Annotated in this window: 19 protein-coding genes and 1 tRNA gene; 15 read left to right on the top strand and 5 right to left on the bottom strand. The window is 41.0% G+C overall.

Annotation, left to right across the window (positions count from 1 at the left end):
• Positions 1 to 87: 87 nt before the first annotated feature.
• From hisD to HYS07_06980, 9 genes are all read left to right on the top strand, one after another.
• Positions 88 to 1,368, top strand: a complete 1,281-nt coding sequence (gene hisD / locus HYS07_07020; GenBank protein ID MBI1870925.1) for a histidinol dehydrogenase — start codon at positions 88 to 90, stop codon at positions 1,366 to 1,368.
• Positions 1,365 to 2,426: a histidinol-phosphate transaminase gene (locus tag HYS07_07015; protein ID MBI1870924.1), complete on the top strand. Its 1,062-nt coding sequence runs from the start codon at positions 1,365 to 1,367 to the stop codon at positions 2,424 to 2,426. The genes hisD and HYS07_07015 overlap by 4 nt, the downstream gene beginning before the upstream one ends.
• Positions 2,423 to 3,007 carry an imidazoleglycerol-phosphate dehydratase HisB gene (gene hisB / locus HYS07_07010; protein MBI1870923.1) on the top strand — a complete coding sequence of 195 codons (585 nt, stop codon included), beginning with the start codon at positions 2,423 to 2,425 and terminating at the stop codon, positions 3,005 to 3,007. The genes HYS07_07015 and hisB overlap by 4 nt, the downstream gene beginning before the upstream one ends.
• Positions 3,008 to 3,053: 46 nt before the next feature.
• A complete protein-coding gene (gene hisH / locus HYS07_07005; GenBank protein MBI1870922.1) occupies positions 3,054 to 3,665 on the top strand; it encodes an imidazole glycerol phosphate synthase subunit HisH in 612 nt (203 codons plus the stop codon).
• A 59-nt stretch (positions 3,666 to 3,724) separates the two neighbouring features.
• Complete coding sequence (gene hisA, locus HYS07_07000) at positions 3,725 to 4,435, top strand: 1-(5-phosphoribosyl)-5-[(5-phosphoribosylamino)methylideneamino]imidazole-4-carboxamide isomerase (protein ID MBI1870921.1); 711 nt, start codon at positions 3,725 to 3,727, stop codon at positions 4,433 to 4,435.
• 250 nt (positions 4,436 to 4,685) lie between these two features.
• Positions 4,686 to 5,441, top strand: a complete 756-nt coding sequence (hisF, locus tag HYS07_06995) for an imidazole glycerol phosphate synthase subunit HisF (GenBank protein ID MBI1870920.1) — start codon at positions 4,686 to 4,688, stop codon at positions 5,439 to 5,441.
• Positions 5,438 to 5,821: a phosphoribosyl-AMP cyclohydrolase gene (gene hisI, locus HYS07_06990; protein ID MBI1870919.1), complete on the top strand. Its 384-nt coding sequence runs from the start codon at positions 5,438 to 5,440 to the stop codon at positions 5,819 to 5,821. The genes hisF and hisI overlap by 4 nt, the downstream gene beginning before the upstream one ends.
• A gap of 125 nt (positions 5,822 to 5,946) precedes the next feature.
• On the top strand, positions 5,947 to 7,488 hold the full coding sequence (gene trpE / locus HYS07_06985) for an anthranilate synthase component I (GenBank protein ID MBI1870918.1): 1,542 nt from the start codon (positions 5,947 to 5,949) through the stop codon (positions 7,486 to 7,488).
• Positions 7,489 to 7,494: 6 nt separating this feature from the next.
• Positions 7,495 to 8,064 carry an aminodeoxychorismate/anthranilate synthase component II gene (locus HYS07_06980; GenBank protein MBI1870917.1) on the top strand — a complete coding sequence of 190 codons (570 nt, stop codon included), beginning with the start codon at positions 7,495 to 7,497 and terminating at the stop codon, positions 8,062 to 8,064.
• Between the two features lie 13 nt (positions 8,065 to 8,077).
• Here HYS07_06980 and acs read toward each other — a convergent pair whose 3' ends face one another.
• On the bottom strand, positions 8,078 to 10,069 hold the full coding sequence (gene acs / locus HYS07_06975) for an acetate--CoA ligase (protein ID MBI1870916.1): 1,992 nt from the start codon (positions 10,067 to 10,069) through the stop codon (positions 8,078 to 8,080).
• 30 nt (positions 10,070 to 10,099) lie between these two features.
• Positions 10,100 to 10,309: a hypothetical protein gene (locus HYS07_06970; GenBank protein MBI1870915.1), complete on the bottom strand. Its 210-nt coding sequence runs from the start codon at positions 10,307 to 10,309 to the stop codon at positions 10,100 to 10,102.
• A gap of 216 nt (positions 10,310 to 10,525) precedes the next feature.
• Here HYS07_06970 and HYS07_06965 point away from each other — a divergent pair, with 216 nt between their 5' ends.
• Together HYS07_06965 and HYS07_06960 are read left to right on the top strand one after the other, a co-directional pair.
• On the top strand, positions 10,526 to 10,930 hold the full coding sequence (locus HYS07_06965) for a nucleotidyltransferase domain-containing protein (protein ID MBI1870914.1): 405 nt from the start codon (positions 10,526 to 10,528) through the stop codon (positions 10,928 to 10,930).
• A complete protein-coding gene (locus HYS07_06960) occupies positions 10,927 to 11,388 on the top strand; it encodes a DUF86 domain-containing protein (GenBank protein ID MBI1870913.1) in 462 nt (153 codons plus the stop codon). The genes HYS07_06965 and HYS07_06960 overlap by 4 nt, the downstream gene beginning before the upstream one ends.
• 67 nt (positions 11,389 to 11,455) lie before the next feature.
• On the opposite strand, the gene HYS07_06955 is transcribed toward HYS07_06960, so the two are convergent.
• Positions 11,456 to 11,529 (bottom strand) — tRNA-Pro (locus HYS07_06955).
• Between the two features lie 110 nt (positions 11,530 to 11,639).
• Between HYS07_06955 and queG the strand changes: the two genes are divergently transcribed.
• The 4 genes from queG to HYS07_06935 all read left to right on the top strand — a co-directional run bounded on the left by queG (position 11,640) and on the right by HYS07_06935 (position 13,828).
• A complete protein-coding gene (gene queG, locus HYS07_06950) occupies positions 11,640 to 12,719 on the top strand; it encodes a tRNA epoxyqueuosine(34) reductase QueG (protein ID MBI1870912.1) in 1,080 nt (359 codons plus the stop codon).
• Positions 12,720 to 12,802: 83 nt separating this feature from the next.
• Positions 12,803 to 13,039: a hypothetical protein gene (locus HYS07_06945; GenBank protein MBI1870911.1), complete on the top strand. Its 237-nt coding sequence runs from the start codon at positions 12,803 to 12,805 to the stop codon at positions 13,037 to 13,039.
• The gene (locus HYS07_06940) at positions 13,026 to 13,364 is read left to right on the top strand and encodes a type II toxin-antitoxin system PemK/MazF family toxin (GenBank protein ID MBI1870910.1); all 339 of its coding nucleotides are present in this window, start codon (positions 13,026 to 13,028) and stop codon (positions 13,362 to 13,364) included. The genes HYS07_06945 and HYS07_06940 overlap by 14 nt, the downstream gene beginning before the upstream one ends.
• Positions 13,361 to 13,828: a 6-carboxytetrahydropterin synthase gene (locus HYS07_06935; protein MBI1870909.1), complete on the top strand. Its 468-nt coding sequence runs from the start codon at positions 13,361 to 13,363 to the stop codon at positions 13,826 to 13,828. Before HYS07_06940 ends, HYS07_06935 begins: the two co-directional genes overlap by 4 nt.
• Here HYS07_06935 and HYS07_06930 read toward each other — a convergent pair.
• Complete coding sequence (locus HYS07_06930; GenBank protein MBI1870908.1) at positions 13,807 to 14,499, bottom strand: nucleotidyl transferase AbiEii/AbiGii toxin family protein; 693 nt, start codon at positions 14,497 to 14,499, stop codon at positions 13,807 to 13,809. The two genes, HYS07_06935 and HYS07_06930, sit on opposite strands and share 22 nt — an antisense overlap.
• The gene (locus HYS07_06925; GenBank protein MBI1870907.1) at positions 14,477 to 15,037 is read right to left on the bottom strand and encodes a hypothetical protein; all 561 of its coding nucleotides are present in this window, start codon (positions 15,035 to 15,037) and stop codon (positions 14,477 to 14,479) included. Before HYS07_06925 ends, HYS07_06930 begins: the two co-directional genes overlap by 23 nt.
• Positions 15,038 to 15,078 lie beyond the last annotated feature (41 nt).

Here is a 15,078-nt window from a genome sequence, read left to right as displayed (position 1 = left end):
GTTGGGGCTTTGGGCTAGTTTGAAAAAATTGGATCAAACTTTGGTGGCACAGCAAGTGGTGGGATTGAGCCACAAGCAGGTGGTGGGATGAAGCGTGTTAGCAAAAATGAACTTAAGAATTTACTGAGGAACACGTTATCGATAGAAGTCGAACAGAGTGTTTCCAAGATTCTTGAGGGAGTTAGATTAAGAGGGGACGAGGCTCTGATAGATTTTGAGCGACAGTTTGATCATGTGGAGTTAAACGCTCAAGAGTTTAAGGTTTCATCAAAAGAACTCATTCAAGCGGGTACTCAGGTCTCAAAGTCTGTGAGAAGTGTTTTAGCTGTGATGATTAAAAATGTGAGAAGGTACCAGAAAGATCTTCTCTATCACGATTGGATTAAATCTTACTCATCGGGTAAAGCAGGTGGAAAAATTCACTTGGGTTCTTTGGTAAGACCTTTGGATCGGGTCGGAGTCTATATCCCAGGCGGAACGGCTCCTCTTATTTCTACAGTGGTGATGACGGTGATTCCGGCCAAGGTCGCGGGAGTAAAAGAGATCATTGTGACGACACCGCCTAATCAGAGTGGAAAAATTAATCCCTATATTTTAGAGGCTTGCCGATTGACGGGGGCGAGTCATGTCTATAAATTAGGGGGAGCTCAGGCGATTGGGGCGCTTGCGTTTGGAACGCAAACAGTGCCTCGTGTCGATAAAATTGTGGGTCCTGGAAATAAGTATGTCGCAAGTGCCAAACGTCAAGTTTATGGTTTAGTCGGAATTGACATGGTTGCGGGGCCCAGTGAGGTTTTGATTCTTGCGGATGATTCGGCCAATCCAAAACATGTTGCTGCTGATTTATTGGCTCAGGCAGAGCATGATGTGATGGCCAAAACTTTTTTGGTGACTCCATCCATGAAATTGATTGAGGCGACTGAGCAAGAAATTCATTTACAAATTCAAAGGCTTACAAGAAAAGAAACGGCTGAAGTTTCAATTCGCGAGCGGGGGTATGCAGTGAAGGTTAAAAATCTTGAGGAAGCAGTTGAAGTGGCCAATAAAATTGCACCTGAACATTTAGAAATTTTGTGTCGGAGGCCCTCATCGCTCATCCAGAAGCTGCGAAGCGCAGGGGCTATTTTTGTAGGGGATTCGACGCCTGAACCGGTTGGGGATTATGTTGCGGGCCCGAGTCATGTGCTTCCCACAGGGGGAACAGCAAGATTCTTTTCTCCTCTTTCTTCAAGGGATTTTTTGAAATCGATGAGCTATTTAAAGTACGATCAGAAGAGTTTAACGAAGGACCTCAAGGTCATTCAATCCATTGCGACCCTTGAGGGACTTGATGCCCATCAAAAATCGGCAGAGGTAAGATTTTTATGAAATTGATACGTTCTGCGATTGAAAAGATGGAAGCCTATGTTCCTGGGTTTCAGCCCAAAGAAGGGGAGAAATTTATTAAGTTAAACACCAATGAGAATCCTTATCCTCCTTCGCCTCGTGTGTTAGAGGCCATTAGAAGGGGAATAGGAGCTAGCTTAAGACTTTATCCTAATCCTTTGGCGGATTCTTTGCGGGATAAGATTGCTTCTCTTTTTAAGGTGCCTCGCGAATGGGTGATTGCTGGAAATGGAGCCGATGAAATTCTGAATATGGCTGTTCGGGTGACTGTGGGGAAAAACGATAAGATGCTCGTTACAGATCCAACTTATATTCTCTATGAAGTGTTGGCAAATTTTCAAGAAGCAAAAGTGATTAAATGCCCTCTGAATCAGAATTTTGATTTGCCAAATCAATTTCCAGTAGAAGGCGCAAAAATGATTTTGATGACCAATCCAAATTCACCTACAGGATGTCCTTTTGACAAGAAAAAATTGGAAGCCATTTGCAGAAAGGCAAAGGGTATGGTTCTGATTGATGAGGCCTATGCTGATTTTGCTGATGAAAACTGCATGGATTTTGTGAAAAAATTCAAGAATGTGATTATCACACGTACCCTTTCAAAATCTTTTTCTTTATGTGGACTACGGATTGGATTTGCAATTTCAAACCCTGAGATCATTGAAGCGATGATGAAGGTCAAGGATTCTTATAATATGAATCGATTGAGCCAATTAGCGGGTGTTGCAGCTCTTCAGGATTTGGATTGGATGAGACAAGGGGTTCGACGTATTAAAAGGGATAGGGAATTTCTGACACAGAAATTGATTAAGTTAGAATTTAAAGTGCTGCCCTCTCAGGCCAATTTTATTTTTGTTCGACATTCTCAAATTTCGGCTCTGGAAATTTATAAATGTCTTTATGAAAAGAGGATTTTGGTGCGGCATTTTAACCGTCCGCGATTAAGAGAATATTTAAGAATCAGCATTGGAGTCCATCAGGAGATGGTAAAACTGGTCAAGGTTCTGGAAGGCATTTTGAAGGGAAGGGATGAAAAATGAAAAGAGAGGCAAAAATCATTCGCAAAACCCGTGAAACAAATATTGAGATTCAATTAAATTTGGATGGGCATGGCAAATATGAAATCTCTACGGGTATGGGTTTTTTTGACCATATGCTGGAATCGTTAACAAAGCATGCCCATTTTGATATGAAGCTTAAAGCAAAAGGGGATCTTCACGTTGACTTTCATCACACGGTCGAGGATGTGGGACTTGTTTTAGGGGAAGCGATTCAAAAGGCGTTGGGAAAAAAAGAAGGGATTGAACGCTTTGGATTTTCCTATGTTCCCATGGACGAGGCCTTGGCCCGTGTGGTGCTTGACTTGAGCGGACGGCCGTATCTTGTTTATCGTGTCAAAACAGATATGACCAAGATTAGAGATTTTGATTTAACGCTGGTTCATGAATTTTTTAAGGCGCTTTCCCAAACGGGATTTATGACGCTTCATATTATTTCGGAGGTTGGTCAAAATCCTCATCATATTTATGAAGCTGTTTTTAAGGCATTCGCGAGAGCCCTTAAAATGGCTTGTACAAAAGGAAAAGCAAAGAGTATTCCCTCGACCAAAGGGGTGCTGTGAATAAGTTAAAAGTTAAAAGTGAAAAGCAGAAAACTAAGAGTCGCTAATGATTACCATTATTGATTACGAAATGGGAAATTTAGGAAGCGTCGCAAAGGCCTTTCAATTTTTAGGGGTGGAATGCGAGGTGACACAAGATCCAAAAAGAGTTGTTCAAGCGGATAAAATTGTGTTTCCTGGGGTAGGCGCTTTTGAAGATTGTATAGCCAATTTAAAAAAAAAAGGTCTGGATCAAGCTATTTTACAAGCCATCAATTCAGAAAAACCTTTTTTAGGAATTTGTCTAGGATTGCAAGCCCTTTTTGAAAAAAGCGAGGAGGGGGGCGCTCATCCAGGACTTGGCATTTTGAAAGGGCCAGTTGTAAAGTTTCATGTAAATCTAAAAGTCCCCCATATGGGTTGGAATCAGATTATTTTTTCTTCTGGGAAAACGAAAAACTGCCCTCTCTTGAAGGGTGTTTCTGAAGGGAGTTATGTATACTTTATTCATTCTTATTATGGAGTTCCAGAAGATAAAACGGTGATTGTGGCCCAAACAGATTATGAGGTTCGATTTGCTTCTATGGTTTGGAAAGATCATTTATTTGCAACACAGTTTCATCCAGAAAAGAGTCAAAAGGTGGGACTGAGAATGTTGAAAAATTTTGCGGAACTTTAATAAGAATTAAAAATGAAGAGTGAAAAATGAAAAGTGAAAAATGATAGGAGATCGTTAATATGCTTGTAATACCTGCAATTGATGTAAAAGGTGGAAAATGTGTTCGATTGACCCAGGGGGATTATGCCCAGGAGACCATTTATGCTGAAGATCCGACTCAGGTCGCCTTGCGCTGGCAAAACAAAGGGGCCAAATATATTCATGTGGTTGATCTGGATGGTGCTCTAGAGGGAAAGTTGATCAATTTCAAAGCCATTCAGGCCATGACCATGGATCTTTTGGTTCCTTTTGAGTATGGAGGAGGTTTAAGAGATTTTGAGAGTGTTGAGAAAGCGCTTTCCTTAGGGGCAGATCGAGTTGTATTAGGAACGATGGCCTATGAATCTGAAGAGTTTCTTGCAGACGCTGTAAGGGAATTTAAAAAACGGGTTATCGTTTCTATTGATGCCAAGGGAGGGATTGTTGCAGTCAGTGGTTGGACAGAGTCGACTTCGGTGGATCCTATTTTTCTTGCGAAGCAGGTAAAAAAGATGGGGGTGAGTGCCATTGTTTATACCGATATTCTTTCCGATGGAATGCTTAAGGGACCCAATTTTAAGGCCATTGAGTCGTTGCTTGATTCAGTCAAAATGCCTGTGATTGTTGCAGGCGGGGTGTCCAAGAAGGAAGATGTTCAACGGCTAAAGACTTTGGAACCTAAAGGCGTCGTGGGAGCGATTGTGGGTAAGGCGCTTTACACGGGTGATATCAAGTTGGAGGAAGTAATTTGACGAAATATCAAAAATTAAAATGTAAAAATCAAAATGACATATCTAAATTCAAAATTAAAAACAGAGATTTAAAACCAGATTTTTCATTTAATTTTTGCCATGAAAGTGAGGCTCATTTTGTAGTCGCCCCATTTATGGGGCTGCCCCCCCTTGCATGGATTTGCCCGATGAATCGGGCGACTACAAAAAAGGCATGATGGGAAGAACTTTCATCACACACGATGATCTCGAAGGATCATAGGGGTTTTTCATGTTAGCCAAACGCATTATTCCGTGTCTCGATGTCGATAAAGGCCGGGTCGTCAAGGGGACAAAATTTTTGAATCTCCAGGATGCGGGTGATCCTGTTTCCGTTGCAAAATTTTATGATGACCAGGGAGCGGATGAACTTGTTTTTCTGGATATTACGGCATCATCGGAAGATCGTGGAATTATTTTAGATGTGGTGTCTAGAACTGCTGAGCAAGTTTTTATGCCTCTTACGGTGGGAGGTGGAATTCAATCTTTAGAAGACATCCGCCGTCTTTTGAAGGCAGGGGCGGATAAGGTTTCAATCAATACAGCGGCTGTCCTTCATCCTGAATTGGTAAAATCTGCCGCCAAAAAATTTGGAAGTCAATGCATCGTTGTTGCGATGGATGTAAAGAAAAAAGGCAAGCGATGGGAAGTTTATACCCATGGAGGACGAAAGCCAACCGAACTAGATGCCGTAGATTGGGCAAGAAAAGTGGTTGAAATGGGGGCAGGAGAAATTCTTTTAACCAGTATGGATCAAGACGGGACGAAGGAAGGTTATGATTTAGAAATTACCCGTGCGATTTCACGAGGGGTCCCGGTTCCTGTTATTGCCTCGGGTGGGGCAGGTCGATTAGAGCATTTATACGAAGTCTTGGTTGATGGAGAAGCGGATGCCGTATTGGCGGCATCGATTTTTCATTATAAGGAATTTTCTATTTCAAACGTTAAACAGTTTTTAAAAGGAAAAGGGGTTGAGGTGAGGTTATGAAATTCAAATTAGAGAATTTAGAATTGAGTGAAGAAGGTCTCATTCCTGTCATTATTCAAGATGAGAAAACGTTAGAGGTTTTGATGATGGCCTATATGAATTTAGATTCTTTGAAGGCAACACTGAAGGATGGGAAAACTTCTTTTTGGAGTCGCTCCCGCAAAAAATTTTGGCTCAAGGGAGAAACATCCGGTCATTTTCAACATGTAAAATCAGTTTATTATGATTGTGATAAGGATACCCTTTTAATCAAGGTTGAACAAATTGGAGGAGCCTGTCACGATGGCTATCGTTCATGTTTTTATACGCAGCTTGTGGGAGATGAAACTAGTGTTGTGGGTGAGAAGGTATTTGACCCAGAACAAAAATATCAAAAATGAAATATCAAAAATCAAAATGACATATCAAAATTTAAAATTGTTTGCAAATTCAGAAGACAGATGGTTGTAATAAATTTCTACCACAATTTTGACTTTTGCATTTTGATTTTTAATTTAAAAAAAATATGATTCATCCTTCAAAAAAAGAATTCTTAGAAAAATCCAAGCGTGGGAATCTCATTCCTGTTGTTAAAGAAATCTTGGCTGATTTTGAGACACCCGTATCGGCTTATCTCAAAATGGCGCAAGGTGATTTTTCTTTCTTGCTTGAGAGTGTAGAAGGAAATGAAAGAATTGGGCGGTATTCTTTTCTGGGGAGTTCTCCTCGCTGGGTTTTTTCAAATCGGGGGAGGGACGTTACTTTTCAAGAGGGGAAAAAGGTTAAACGTTATCAGGTGGAAGGCAATCCCTTAGATGAACTGAAGAAATATTTAAAGGATTATCAGGTTGTTCGAGACGAGCGTCTCCCCCGTTTTTTTGGAGGAGCGGTTGGCTATATTGGGTATGGAATGGTCAATTTTTTTGATGGGATTCATCAAAAGAATTTCAATGATTTAAATCTTCCCGATATGTGCTTTATTTTTGCTGATACATTAATCGCTTTTGATCATGTCGAGCACCGGCTTAAAATGATTGCCAATGCTTTTATTAAAGAAGGGACACGTCCCGAAGTCTCTTACGAAGAGGCGCTAAAGAGGATTCATCGGGTTGAGAGACAACTCTCAAGCCCAAAAAAATTAAAACCCATTGAATGGTCTGATGAAAGTAAGTTTTTAAAACTTGGAAAACTGAAGTCGAATGTTTCTCAAAAATTTTTCGAAAAAAATGTTGAGCGGGCCAAGGAATATATTCGTGCGGGCGATGTTTTTCAGGTGGTTCTTTCACAGCGGTTTTCAATTCAAGAGCGCTTGGATCCCGTTCTTCTATATCGTGTATTGAGATCGATTAATCCATCCCCTTATATGTTCCTTTTGAAAATGAACAATTTTCATTTGGTGGGGACCTCTCCGGAAATTTTAGTGAGATGTGAGGAAGGCCGTGTTGAGGTCCGTCCCATTGCGGGAACCCGTCCTCGCGGGAAGGATCCTGAAGAGGATAAAGATTTGGAGAAGCAGCTCTTGGAAGATCCTAAAGAGCGGGCTGAGCATTTGATGTTGGTGGATTTAGGTAGAAATGATGTGGGACGCGTATCCAAATTTGGATCTGTCGAGGTCCCTGAGCGAATGGTGATTGAAAAATATTCTCATGTGATTCACATTGTTTCGGATGTTGTGGGGAAGTTGGCGCAAGGCAAGGACGCCTTTGATGTTCTCAAGGCCGCGTTTCCGGCAGGGACTGTAACAGGAGCTCCTAAAATTCGGGCCATGCAGATTATTGAAGAATTGGAAAATATTCATCGAGGGCCTTATGCGGGCGCCATTGGTTATTTCAGTTTTTCCGGAGACTTGGATTCTTGTATTACCATTCGAACGCTTCTTTTGAAGGATGGGATGATTTATCTTCAGGCGGGTGCTGGCATTGTTGCCGATTCTATTCCAGAAAAGGAGTATCAGGAAACGCTGAATAAAGCCAAAGGGATGTTAAAGGCTGTGGAAATAACAAAAAAAGTTCAAAGTTTAACCCCGTTATTCAACGGGGCAAGAGTTCAAAGAAAAAACAAAAACTAAAAATCCATGCTACTTGTTATCGATAATTACGATTCATTTACCTATAACCTTGTCCAATATTTTGGGGAATTGGGAGAAGACCCAAAGGTCTTCCGAAATGATGAAATTACCGTCAAAGAAATTGAAAATTTAAAACCCCATTGGATTGTCATTTCACCGGGTCCCTGTACACCGAAAGAGGCTGGAATCTCGAATGATATTATTCGCTCCCTTGCCGGCAAAATTCCAATTTTAGGTGTTTGTCTGGGTCATCAATGCATTGGTCAAGTTTATGGAGGCGATATTATAAGAGCCCCGCGACTCATGCATGGAAAAACCTCTTTGATCTATCATGATGGAAAGGGAATTTTTCAGAATTTGAAAAACCCTTTTGAGGCAACACGGTATCACTCTTTGGTGATTGATCCTAAAACGGTTCCTGCAGTGTTGGAAGTTGTGGGTAAAACGGATCAAGATGAAATCATGGCGGTGAGACACCGAACCCTACCTGTCTGGGGTGTTCAATTCCATCCAGAGTCTATTCTGACCCTGGAAGGCAAGAAATTGCTCAAGAATTTTCTTAAAATTAGACAATAAATCATTTTCTGCTTTATTTTTTTCCCTTCACCAATAAGTCCACCACCGTCGGATCTGCTAAGGTCGATGTATCGCCAAGGGCATGAATCTCGCCCTCTGCAACTTTTCTTAAGATGCGGCGCATAATTTTCCCTGAACGGGTTTTAGGGAGGGCTTCACTTAATTGAATTTTGTCTGGAGTCGCAATGGGACTGATTTCTTTTCTGACGTGAGAAATAAGTTCTTTTTCAAATATTCCAGAAGATTCATATCCTTTTTTGAGCGTGACAAAACAGTAAATTCCTTGTCCCTTAATCTCATGGGGATAGCCCACCACGGCTGCTTCGGCTACTGCTGGATGAGACACCAGGACATGTTCCACCTCGGCCGTACTGATTCGATGTCCTGAAACATTGATGACATCATCGATCCGGCCCTGAAGCCAGTAAAAACCATCCTCATCGATTTTGCAGCCATCTCCAGTAAAATATTTTCCAGGGAATTGAGAGAAATAAATTTTTTTAATGCTCTCGTATTTGGGTTCTCCATAAACCCCTCTCAACATTCCCGGCCAGGGTTTAGAAATGACCAGTGAGCCTTTCTCGTTGATATCGGCTTTTGTTCCATCCACTCTAAGAACTTCAGGTAAAACCCCAAAGAAGGGTTTTGAGGCAGAACCCGGTTTAGTCGCAATGGCCCCGGGAAGGGCGCTGATCATGATCCCTCCGGTTTCAGTTTGCCACCACGTGTCCATGATAGGAGAGCGCCCTTTTCCAATGACGTGGTAATACCAGAGCCAAGCCGAGGGATTAATAGGCTCTCCCACGCTTCCCAAAATTCTTAGGGAAGAAAGGTCGCGTTGATTAGGCCACTCATCCCCAAGTTTTATCAAGGCTCGAATGGCCGTTGGAGCTGTATAAAAAATGCTCACACGATAATGCTCAATGATTTTCCAAAAGCGATCAGGCTCTGGATAGGTTGGAATTCCTTCAAACATCAAAACACTGGCGCCATTCGAAAGAGGTCCATAAATAAGATAAGAGTGTCCTGTAATCCAGCCGACATCGGCTGTACACCAGAAAAGGTCATCGTCTTTGATGTCAAAAATATGTTTAAAAGTAAGATGGGTTTGGAGTAAATATCCGGCTGTCGTGTGCAAAACCCCTTTGGGTTTTCCGGTAGATCCACTGGTGTAAAGGATAAAGAGTGGATCTTCGGAATCCATGACTTCAGGAGAAGAAGAAAGAGAAATATCTTTTGAATTTATTTCTTCCTGCCAAATCAAATCTCGGCCAGATTGTAGAGAAATTTTTTCTTTTCCTCGTTGATAGACCAAGACCTTTTTAACATTAGGACAGGCGGATAAGGCCTCATCGACTTTGGTTTTTAATTCAATTGTTTTTCCACCGTGAAAACCAATGTCGGCCGTGAGTACCATTCTTGAATCACAATCCAAAATTCTATTTTTAAGAGATTCAGAACTGAAGGCAGAAAAGACAACAGAATGAATGGCCCCCATTCGAGCGCATGCCAGAACCGCTATGGGGAGCTCGGGAATCATGGGGAGGAAAATCGTAACGCGATCGCCTTTTCGAATCCCATGTTTTTTTAAGACATTAGCTAATCGACAAACCTCTTGATGAAGTCTTTGATAGGTGAGAATTCTCTCATCCCCTTCTTTTTCTCCAACACAAATAAGGGCGGCCTTATTCCTTCGCCAAGTTAAGAGATGACGATCTAAACAATTGTAAGTCGCATTGAGTTTTCCCCCGATAAAAAACTGGCAATAAGGTTTTTCATTTTCTCCAATTTGAGAGAAGTCATACGCCATGACCTGGTTCCATTTTTTGAACCAGCTCAAGTTCCCTTCAGCTTCTCTTGCCCAAAAAGTCTCCGGATGTTCAATGGATTCTCGATAAAGGGCTTCGTACTCTTGAGGGCTTTTAAGGGTAGCTTTTTCTTGGAGTGTCTGGGGAGGATAAAACGTTTGTATTTCTTCTTTCAAGGTTTCGAGTGCTTCTCGCATGCATAACCTCCGATAGGGTGTAGAAAAGTATTACCAGCTTTGTTCGCACTTCTTACAATAATAATGAGGATCATTTCCTCCAATCACGCATCCCCCTAATTTCACTTTTCCCTGGTCGGCTCTATCCATTAATCCCTGGCTCGGGTAGCCATAGACAATAGGAATAACATTTTCTGGAGATCCGCATTTTGGACAAGGAACAGAATTAGAAGGTGTTACAAGAGTTTCTTCTTCATAGATCGTGTCTCTTATTCCTTCAGCTCGAGGAAGTTGCAAGGTACAAAAAAGCATAAAAGACAAAAGAAACATACTTTGAATAAAAACGCGTTTCATATTGCCTCCTTAAATTTTTATTAAACAAACCCAGCTATTATTATAAACCATCTTTTCCTCGATCACAAATCTGATTCATGAACACTATTGTCTAGCGTTGGATAATCATGCTAACATAAAGCCATGGAAATTTCTAAGGTAGTGGAGCAAACCCTTAAGGAACTTGGAGTTGCGACTCTTTACCTATTTGGTTCTCGAGTACAAGGAATTGAACGAAAAGACAGCGACTATGATTTTGGCCTTCTTCTCGAAAATCCTTCAATCTTAATAAAAGGAACGGAGGTCCTTTATCAAAAAATTTATGACCTTCTACAAGATTGGGTCGAGGAGAAAGTGAATATTGACATCGTGTTCTTGGACCAGGCAACCGTTCAGCTTCGGTATCAAGTTATTTCTTATGGCAAAGTTTTGTATGATGGTCATCCCGTCAAAAGAGGCCGTTTCATCGAACGCACTCTTACAGAGCATGCAGATTTTGAGCCTTATCGGCGTATTTTTGAAGAAGCAATTCTAACAAGGATCTCATGACACCTCTTCCTCTTGAAAAGGAATCACTGCTTGTTCGAGTCAATGGAATCCAGGGAGAGCTTTCTGAACTTGGGAAGCTCAGTGTCATCCCCTTTAAAATATTTTCTGAAGGGGATCCATTTAAATTAGCCCAGTATTATTTGCACCGGGCCTTGGAGGGTATTTTTAATATTTCATCTCATATTTTGTCGCGATTGCCCGGCGGTTACAAGGGAGGAACTTACAAAGAGATGGCACGTCTTCTGGGAGAAAAGGGAATTGTTTCTCCTGAATTTGCTAAAGGAAATTTGACAAAAATAGCCGGATATCGAAATAGACTGGTTCACTTTTACGCTGAAATTATGCCCGAAGAACTCTACGATATCCTTCATCACCATCTGACAGATATTGAAATTTTTCTTAAGGCAGTAAAAGATTTAATGGAAAAACCAGAACGATTTGGCCTCTCCTTCAGATAGTGGAGCTTTAATTTCCAAGGGAAGCTTAATCCTACGCCAATGGGTTGTGATGGTTTTGATTGAATTTTCGGGGTGGCGAGATTCGAACTCACGACCCCCTGCGCCCAAGGCAGGTGCGCTACCAGGCTGCGCTACACCCCGTACCAGAAAAACGTTCCAACATCATGCTCGAATTGGGCCAAAAAATCAATAAGGTTTATAGAAATGGTAATCTCTGGAACTATTGTGATAATCGTGTCTAAATAGAGGATATGGATTCAAGTGCTCCAATATTAAAATGTTCTGATGCTACGAAGAAAATCAAAGAAAAGGTTTTGGGTCTGGGTTTTGACCTCGTTGGAATCACCTCAGCAACGTCTTCGAGTCACCATGCATTTTTTGAAGCTTGGCTTGACAAGGGATATGCCGGGGAGATGTTGTATCTTGAAAAGGGACGTCAAAAAAGGGGAAATCCTCAACTTATTTTAAGTGGCGCCAAATCCATGATTTGTTGCGCCCTTAACTATTACACAGGAGAAAAATCAAAAGTTAAAAATCAAGAGATGGGAAAGATTTCCAATTATGGATGGGGGAAGGACTATCACAAAGTTGTTTTAACAAAATTAGAAGAGGTTGAAAAATTTATTCATGAATCTATTTCTCCTATTGCCAAGACCAAATCTTATGTGGATACAGGGCCGATTCTAGAAAGAAGTTATGCCCAAAGAGCAGGGCTGGGTTGGATTGGGAAAAACACATTATTGATTCATCCTCAAAAGGGATCTTTTTTATTTTTAGGAGAAATTTTAACTGATTTAGAATTGGTCTATGATGCTCCGTTTAATTTTAATCATTGTGGCACCTGTAAGCGATGTTTAGATGCTTGTCCGACGCAGGCTTTTAAAGGTCCAGGCGTTTTAGATGCACGGGCTTGTATCAGTTATTGGACTCTTGAGCATCGAGGGGTTATTCCTCCTGAACAGCGTTCAGGGATGGGAGACCACCTTGCTGGTTGCGACATTTGTCAGGAGGTATGCCCCTGGAATCGGGATCCAATTGTGACATCGGTTGAAGATTTTTTTCCAAGAGAAAGTTTAAACGAAAAGGGACCTGGTACTTTATCTTTAGAAAAAATATCGGAGTTCACCCCAGAAGAATTTCAAACTCTCTTTTTTGAAAGTCCACTAAAACGTCTGAAATACGAAGGTCTTCTTCGAAATGCAGTGATTGTCATGGGAAATTCAGGAGAGAAAGAATTCTTGCCTACGCTCAAGGCCATGAAGGAAAAAATCCAAAATATCATTATTCAGGAACATGTGGATTGGGCGATTCGTAAACTGAGCATTATTTAACGCATTAAGATGCACATCTTAATAATATTTTTTTGTTTTAATTGCGCATGATATTGTGTATTATTCGTTTAGGAGATAAACCTATGCACTCTATCCGTTTTAATCTTACTCTGCCACAAGACATTGCAGAAATACTGAAAGGAAAGAAAAACAAATCTTCTTTTATTGCTCATCTCTTAAAAGAAAAAGCCATGGAGGAAAAGAGAAGGAAACTCTTCTACAAACTGAGAGAGGGCTATCGAACTACTCGACAAGAGGATTTGCTAATCAACAAAGAATGGGAAAGCACCCTAGGAGACGGCCTTGATTCAGAGGGGTGAGATTTATTGGGTCAACTTGGATCCAGTGGTTGGGAAGGAGACTGGTAAGATAAGACCTTGCCTTATTGTCTCTAATAATGTGAACAATGAAGAGGCAGGCACGGTTACTGTACTTCCCATCACCTCAAAAGTACAAAAAGTATATCCTTTTGAAGTTCTCATTAAGGCAAAAGAAGGCGGGTTGACAAGTGACTCAAAAGTAAAGGCTAATCAGATCAAAACCATTGATAAATCGAGAATAAAGAATTTCCTTGGAGTTATTTCCTCAGAAAGTCTCGAGAAAGTTGAATGGGCCGTCAAAATTCATCTAGGCTTAGAAATATGAAAAAGAACTTAGATTTGAGAGATCTTGTTGGGAAAATAGAGTTTGCCCCTGGTTATGAATATACCTACAAAGAAATGCGTGATAGAACTAAAAAAAAATCGTACACCATTCGGATCGAAGCCACCTTTGAAGCTGCGCATAACCTCAGAGAATATCATGGTGCTCCGGAGCCGCTTCATGGGCATAGTTGGAAAGTAGAGGTATTAGGAAAGAGAAAAGGACTGGATCATGAAGGAATGGCCATGGATTTTATTGAATTAAAAGATGCGCTGGATCCTCTTATTAAACCGTTTAAACATGCCTATATCAATGAGGTTTCCCCCTTTGACAAAGTGAACCCTTCTGCCGAAAATATCGCGACATGGATTTTTGACCAGCTGAAGGGAAAATTTAAGGACCACCCTTGTCAAATTGAGAAAGTCACGGTTTGGGAGGGGCCTGATTATTCTGCCAGTGTTGAGTAAGAAAGGGCGGCCTCAATTTTTGATTTTAAATAATCAAAGCGGTTACTTGCAATCATTTCTCTTTCCTCTTTTTCTAAAACACTTCCCATCGCTTTAAGTTCTTGCTTCGAGAAGGCGTTGAGGACTTGAAGGAGCTTTTCGATACGGCTTTTTGTCAGTGTTTTAAAATCACCTCCACCTCTTCGCGTTAGAAATTCCAAGTCATAGGCATCTCGAACTTCTTTTCGCTCGCTTAGGGCCATGATTTTATTCAGCCACATCTGTTTAAGGGTCAGCGTTCGAAGTCTTACTTGAAGTGAAGAAAATGGGGAATGAGCGATGTTTAGTTGAGTGTCCTTGGCCTGGTCAGATAATTTTCGTATTTCAATTTTAAGATGACGGGAATAGGATGGAATTCTGATTTCCCATAGAAAAGAAAAGTATTTTTCAGCATGGTCCTTGATTTTAGCACCCATCTCTTCTAAAGAATCTGTGAATTTTTTTGCCTGAGGTAGGAAGGCCTTTCGTTCTGCTTTAAGATAAAAATCTAAATCTACAGAATAACGCGGCAGATCAAAACATAGACGCAGCATGGTTCCACCCCCAAAGATCAAAGCGTCAAGTATTTTGACTTTGCGCATGTGATCTAAAATTTTCATTTCCATCTGTTCATGTTGTTGGAGAATGTGCATGGATTTTCTTCCAATCTTTGACAAATTTTTTGAAGCGTTCGGAATAACCTTCTAGCCATTTTTCGATCTGAATCCACTGAATCGTTTTTAAATGAAGTGCATTTTCGTCCAAGGCGTATCTTCCCAACCACAGAAGATAAAGACTGTCCAGAAGAGCCTTTTCGGGTTGTGCAATAAAGAAGCCTTCTTTCTTTTCGTAGCCAAAATAATTTTTGGACTGAGAGAAGTGGTATTGAAAGCGAATTCTTTCCACTTCGTACGTATCACTTCGAATGGGGTTAATAGACTCAATCAGGGTTGGAACGAGTTGTGTCGTTAATTCATAATAGGAGAGGGCCGTTGTTAGAGAGACATAGGAGGGTGTTTGAATCACATTGGCCAAGATAAAATAATCTCTTTCATCCCATTGTTTAAAAGCTTCAGACAGAATGTACAAATCTCGTCTTGCACGAATAAACTCGCCCGATTTTGTCTTGCGGCTGCAAAAGACTCGTGTGGAAGGAATGGAAAGCCCCAGAGATCGGGAAATGTCTTCCACCGTAAAAAAAGACCTTTTTCGTTGTTCAAGAAGCCCGATAT

This window comes from Chlamydiota bacterium (genome assembly GCA_016178055.1).
Taxonomy (GTDB): Bacteria; Auribacterota; JACPWU01; order JACPWU01; family JACPWU01; genus JACOUC01.
Note: the sequence above shows the minus strand (reverse complement) of the source record. Positions and strands in the feature narration are given on the sequence as shown.

What these genes read in the sequence shown, in the direction of transcription:
- acs (MBI1870916.1), bottom strand. Translation starts at nt 10,069, where the DNA reads ATGCGAGAAGCACTCGAAACCTTGAAAGAAGAAATACAAACGTTTTAT.
- hisF (MBI1870920.1), top strand. Translation starts at nt 4,686, where the DNA reads ATGTTAGCCAAACGCATTATTCCGTGTCTCGATGTCGATAAAGGCCGG.
- HYS07_06945 (MBI1870911.1), top strand. Translation starts at nt 12,803, where the DNA reads ATGCACTCTATCCGTTTTAATCTTACTCTGCCACAAGACATTGCAGAA.
- hisI (MBI1870919.1), top strand. Translation starts at nt 5,438, where the DNA reads ATGAAATTCAAATTAGAGAATTTAGAATTGAGTGAAGAAGGTCTCATT.
- HYS07_06935 (MBI1870909.1), top strand. Translation starts at nt 13,361, where the DNA reads ATGAAAAAGAACTTAGATTTGAGAGATCTTGTTGGGAAAATAGAGTTT.
- HYS07_07015 (MBI1870924.1), top strand. Translation starts at nt 1,365, where the DNA reads ATGAAATTGATACGTTCTGCGATTGAAAAGATGGAAGCCTATGTTCCT.
- trpE (MBI1870918.1), top strand. Translation starts at nt 5,947, where the DNA reads ATGATTCATCCTTCAAAAAAAGAATTCTTAGAAAAATCCAAGCGTGGG.
- HYS07_06960 (MBI1870913.1), top strand. Translation starts at nt 10,927, where the DNA reads ATGACACCTCTTCCTCTTGAAAAGGAATCACTGCTTGTTCGAGTCAAT.
- HYS07_06980 (MBI1870917.1), top strand. Translation starts at nt 7,495, where the DNA reads ATGCTACTTGTTATCGATAATTACGATTCATTTACCTATAACCTTGTC.
- hisD (MBI1870925.1), top strand. Translation starts at nt 88, where the DNA reads ATGAAGCGTGTTAGCAAAAATGAACTTAAGAATTTACTGAGGAACACG.
- hisA (MBI1870921.1), top strand. Translation starts at nt 3,725, where the DNA reads ATGCTTGTAATACCTGCAATTGATGTAAAAGGTGGAAAATGTGTTCGA.
- queG (MBI1870912.1), top strand. Translation starts at nt 11,640, where the DNA reads ATGGATTCAAGTGCTCCAATATTAAAATGTTCTGATGCTACGAAGAAA.
- hisB (MBI1870923.1), top strand. Translation starts at nt 2,423, where the DNA reads ATGAAAAGAGAGGCAAAAATCATTCGCAAAACCCGTGAAACAAATATT.
- hisH (MBI1870922.1), top strand. Translation starts at nt 3,054, where the DNA reads ATGATTACCATTATTGATTACGAAATGGGAAATTTAGGAAGCGTCGCA.
- HYS07_06930 (MBI1870908.1), bottom strand. Translation starts at nt 14,499, where the DNA reads ATGCACATTCTCCAACAACATGAACAGATGGAAATGAAAATTTTAGAT.
- HYS07_06965 (MBI1870914.1), top strand. Translation starts at nt 10,526, where the DNA reads ATGGAAATTTCTAAGGTAGTGGAGCAAACCCTTAAGGAACTTGGAGTT.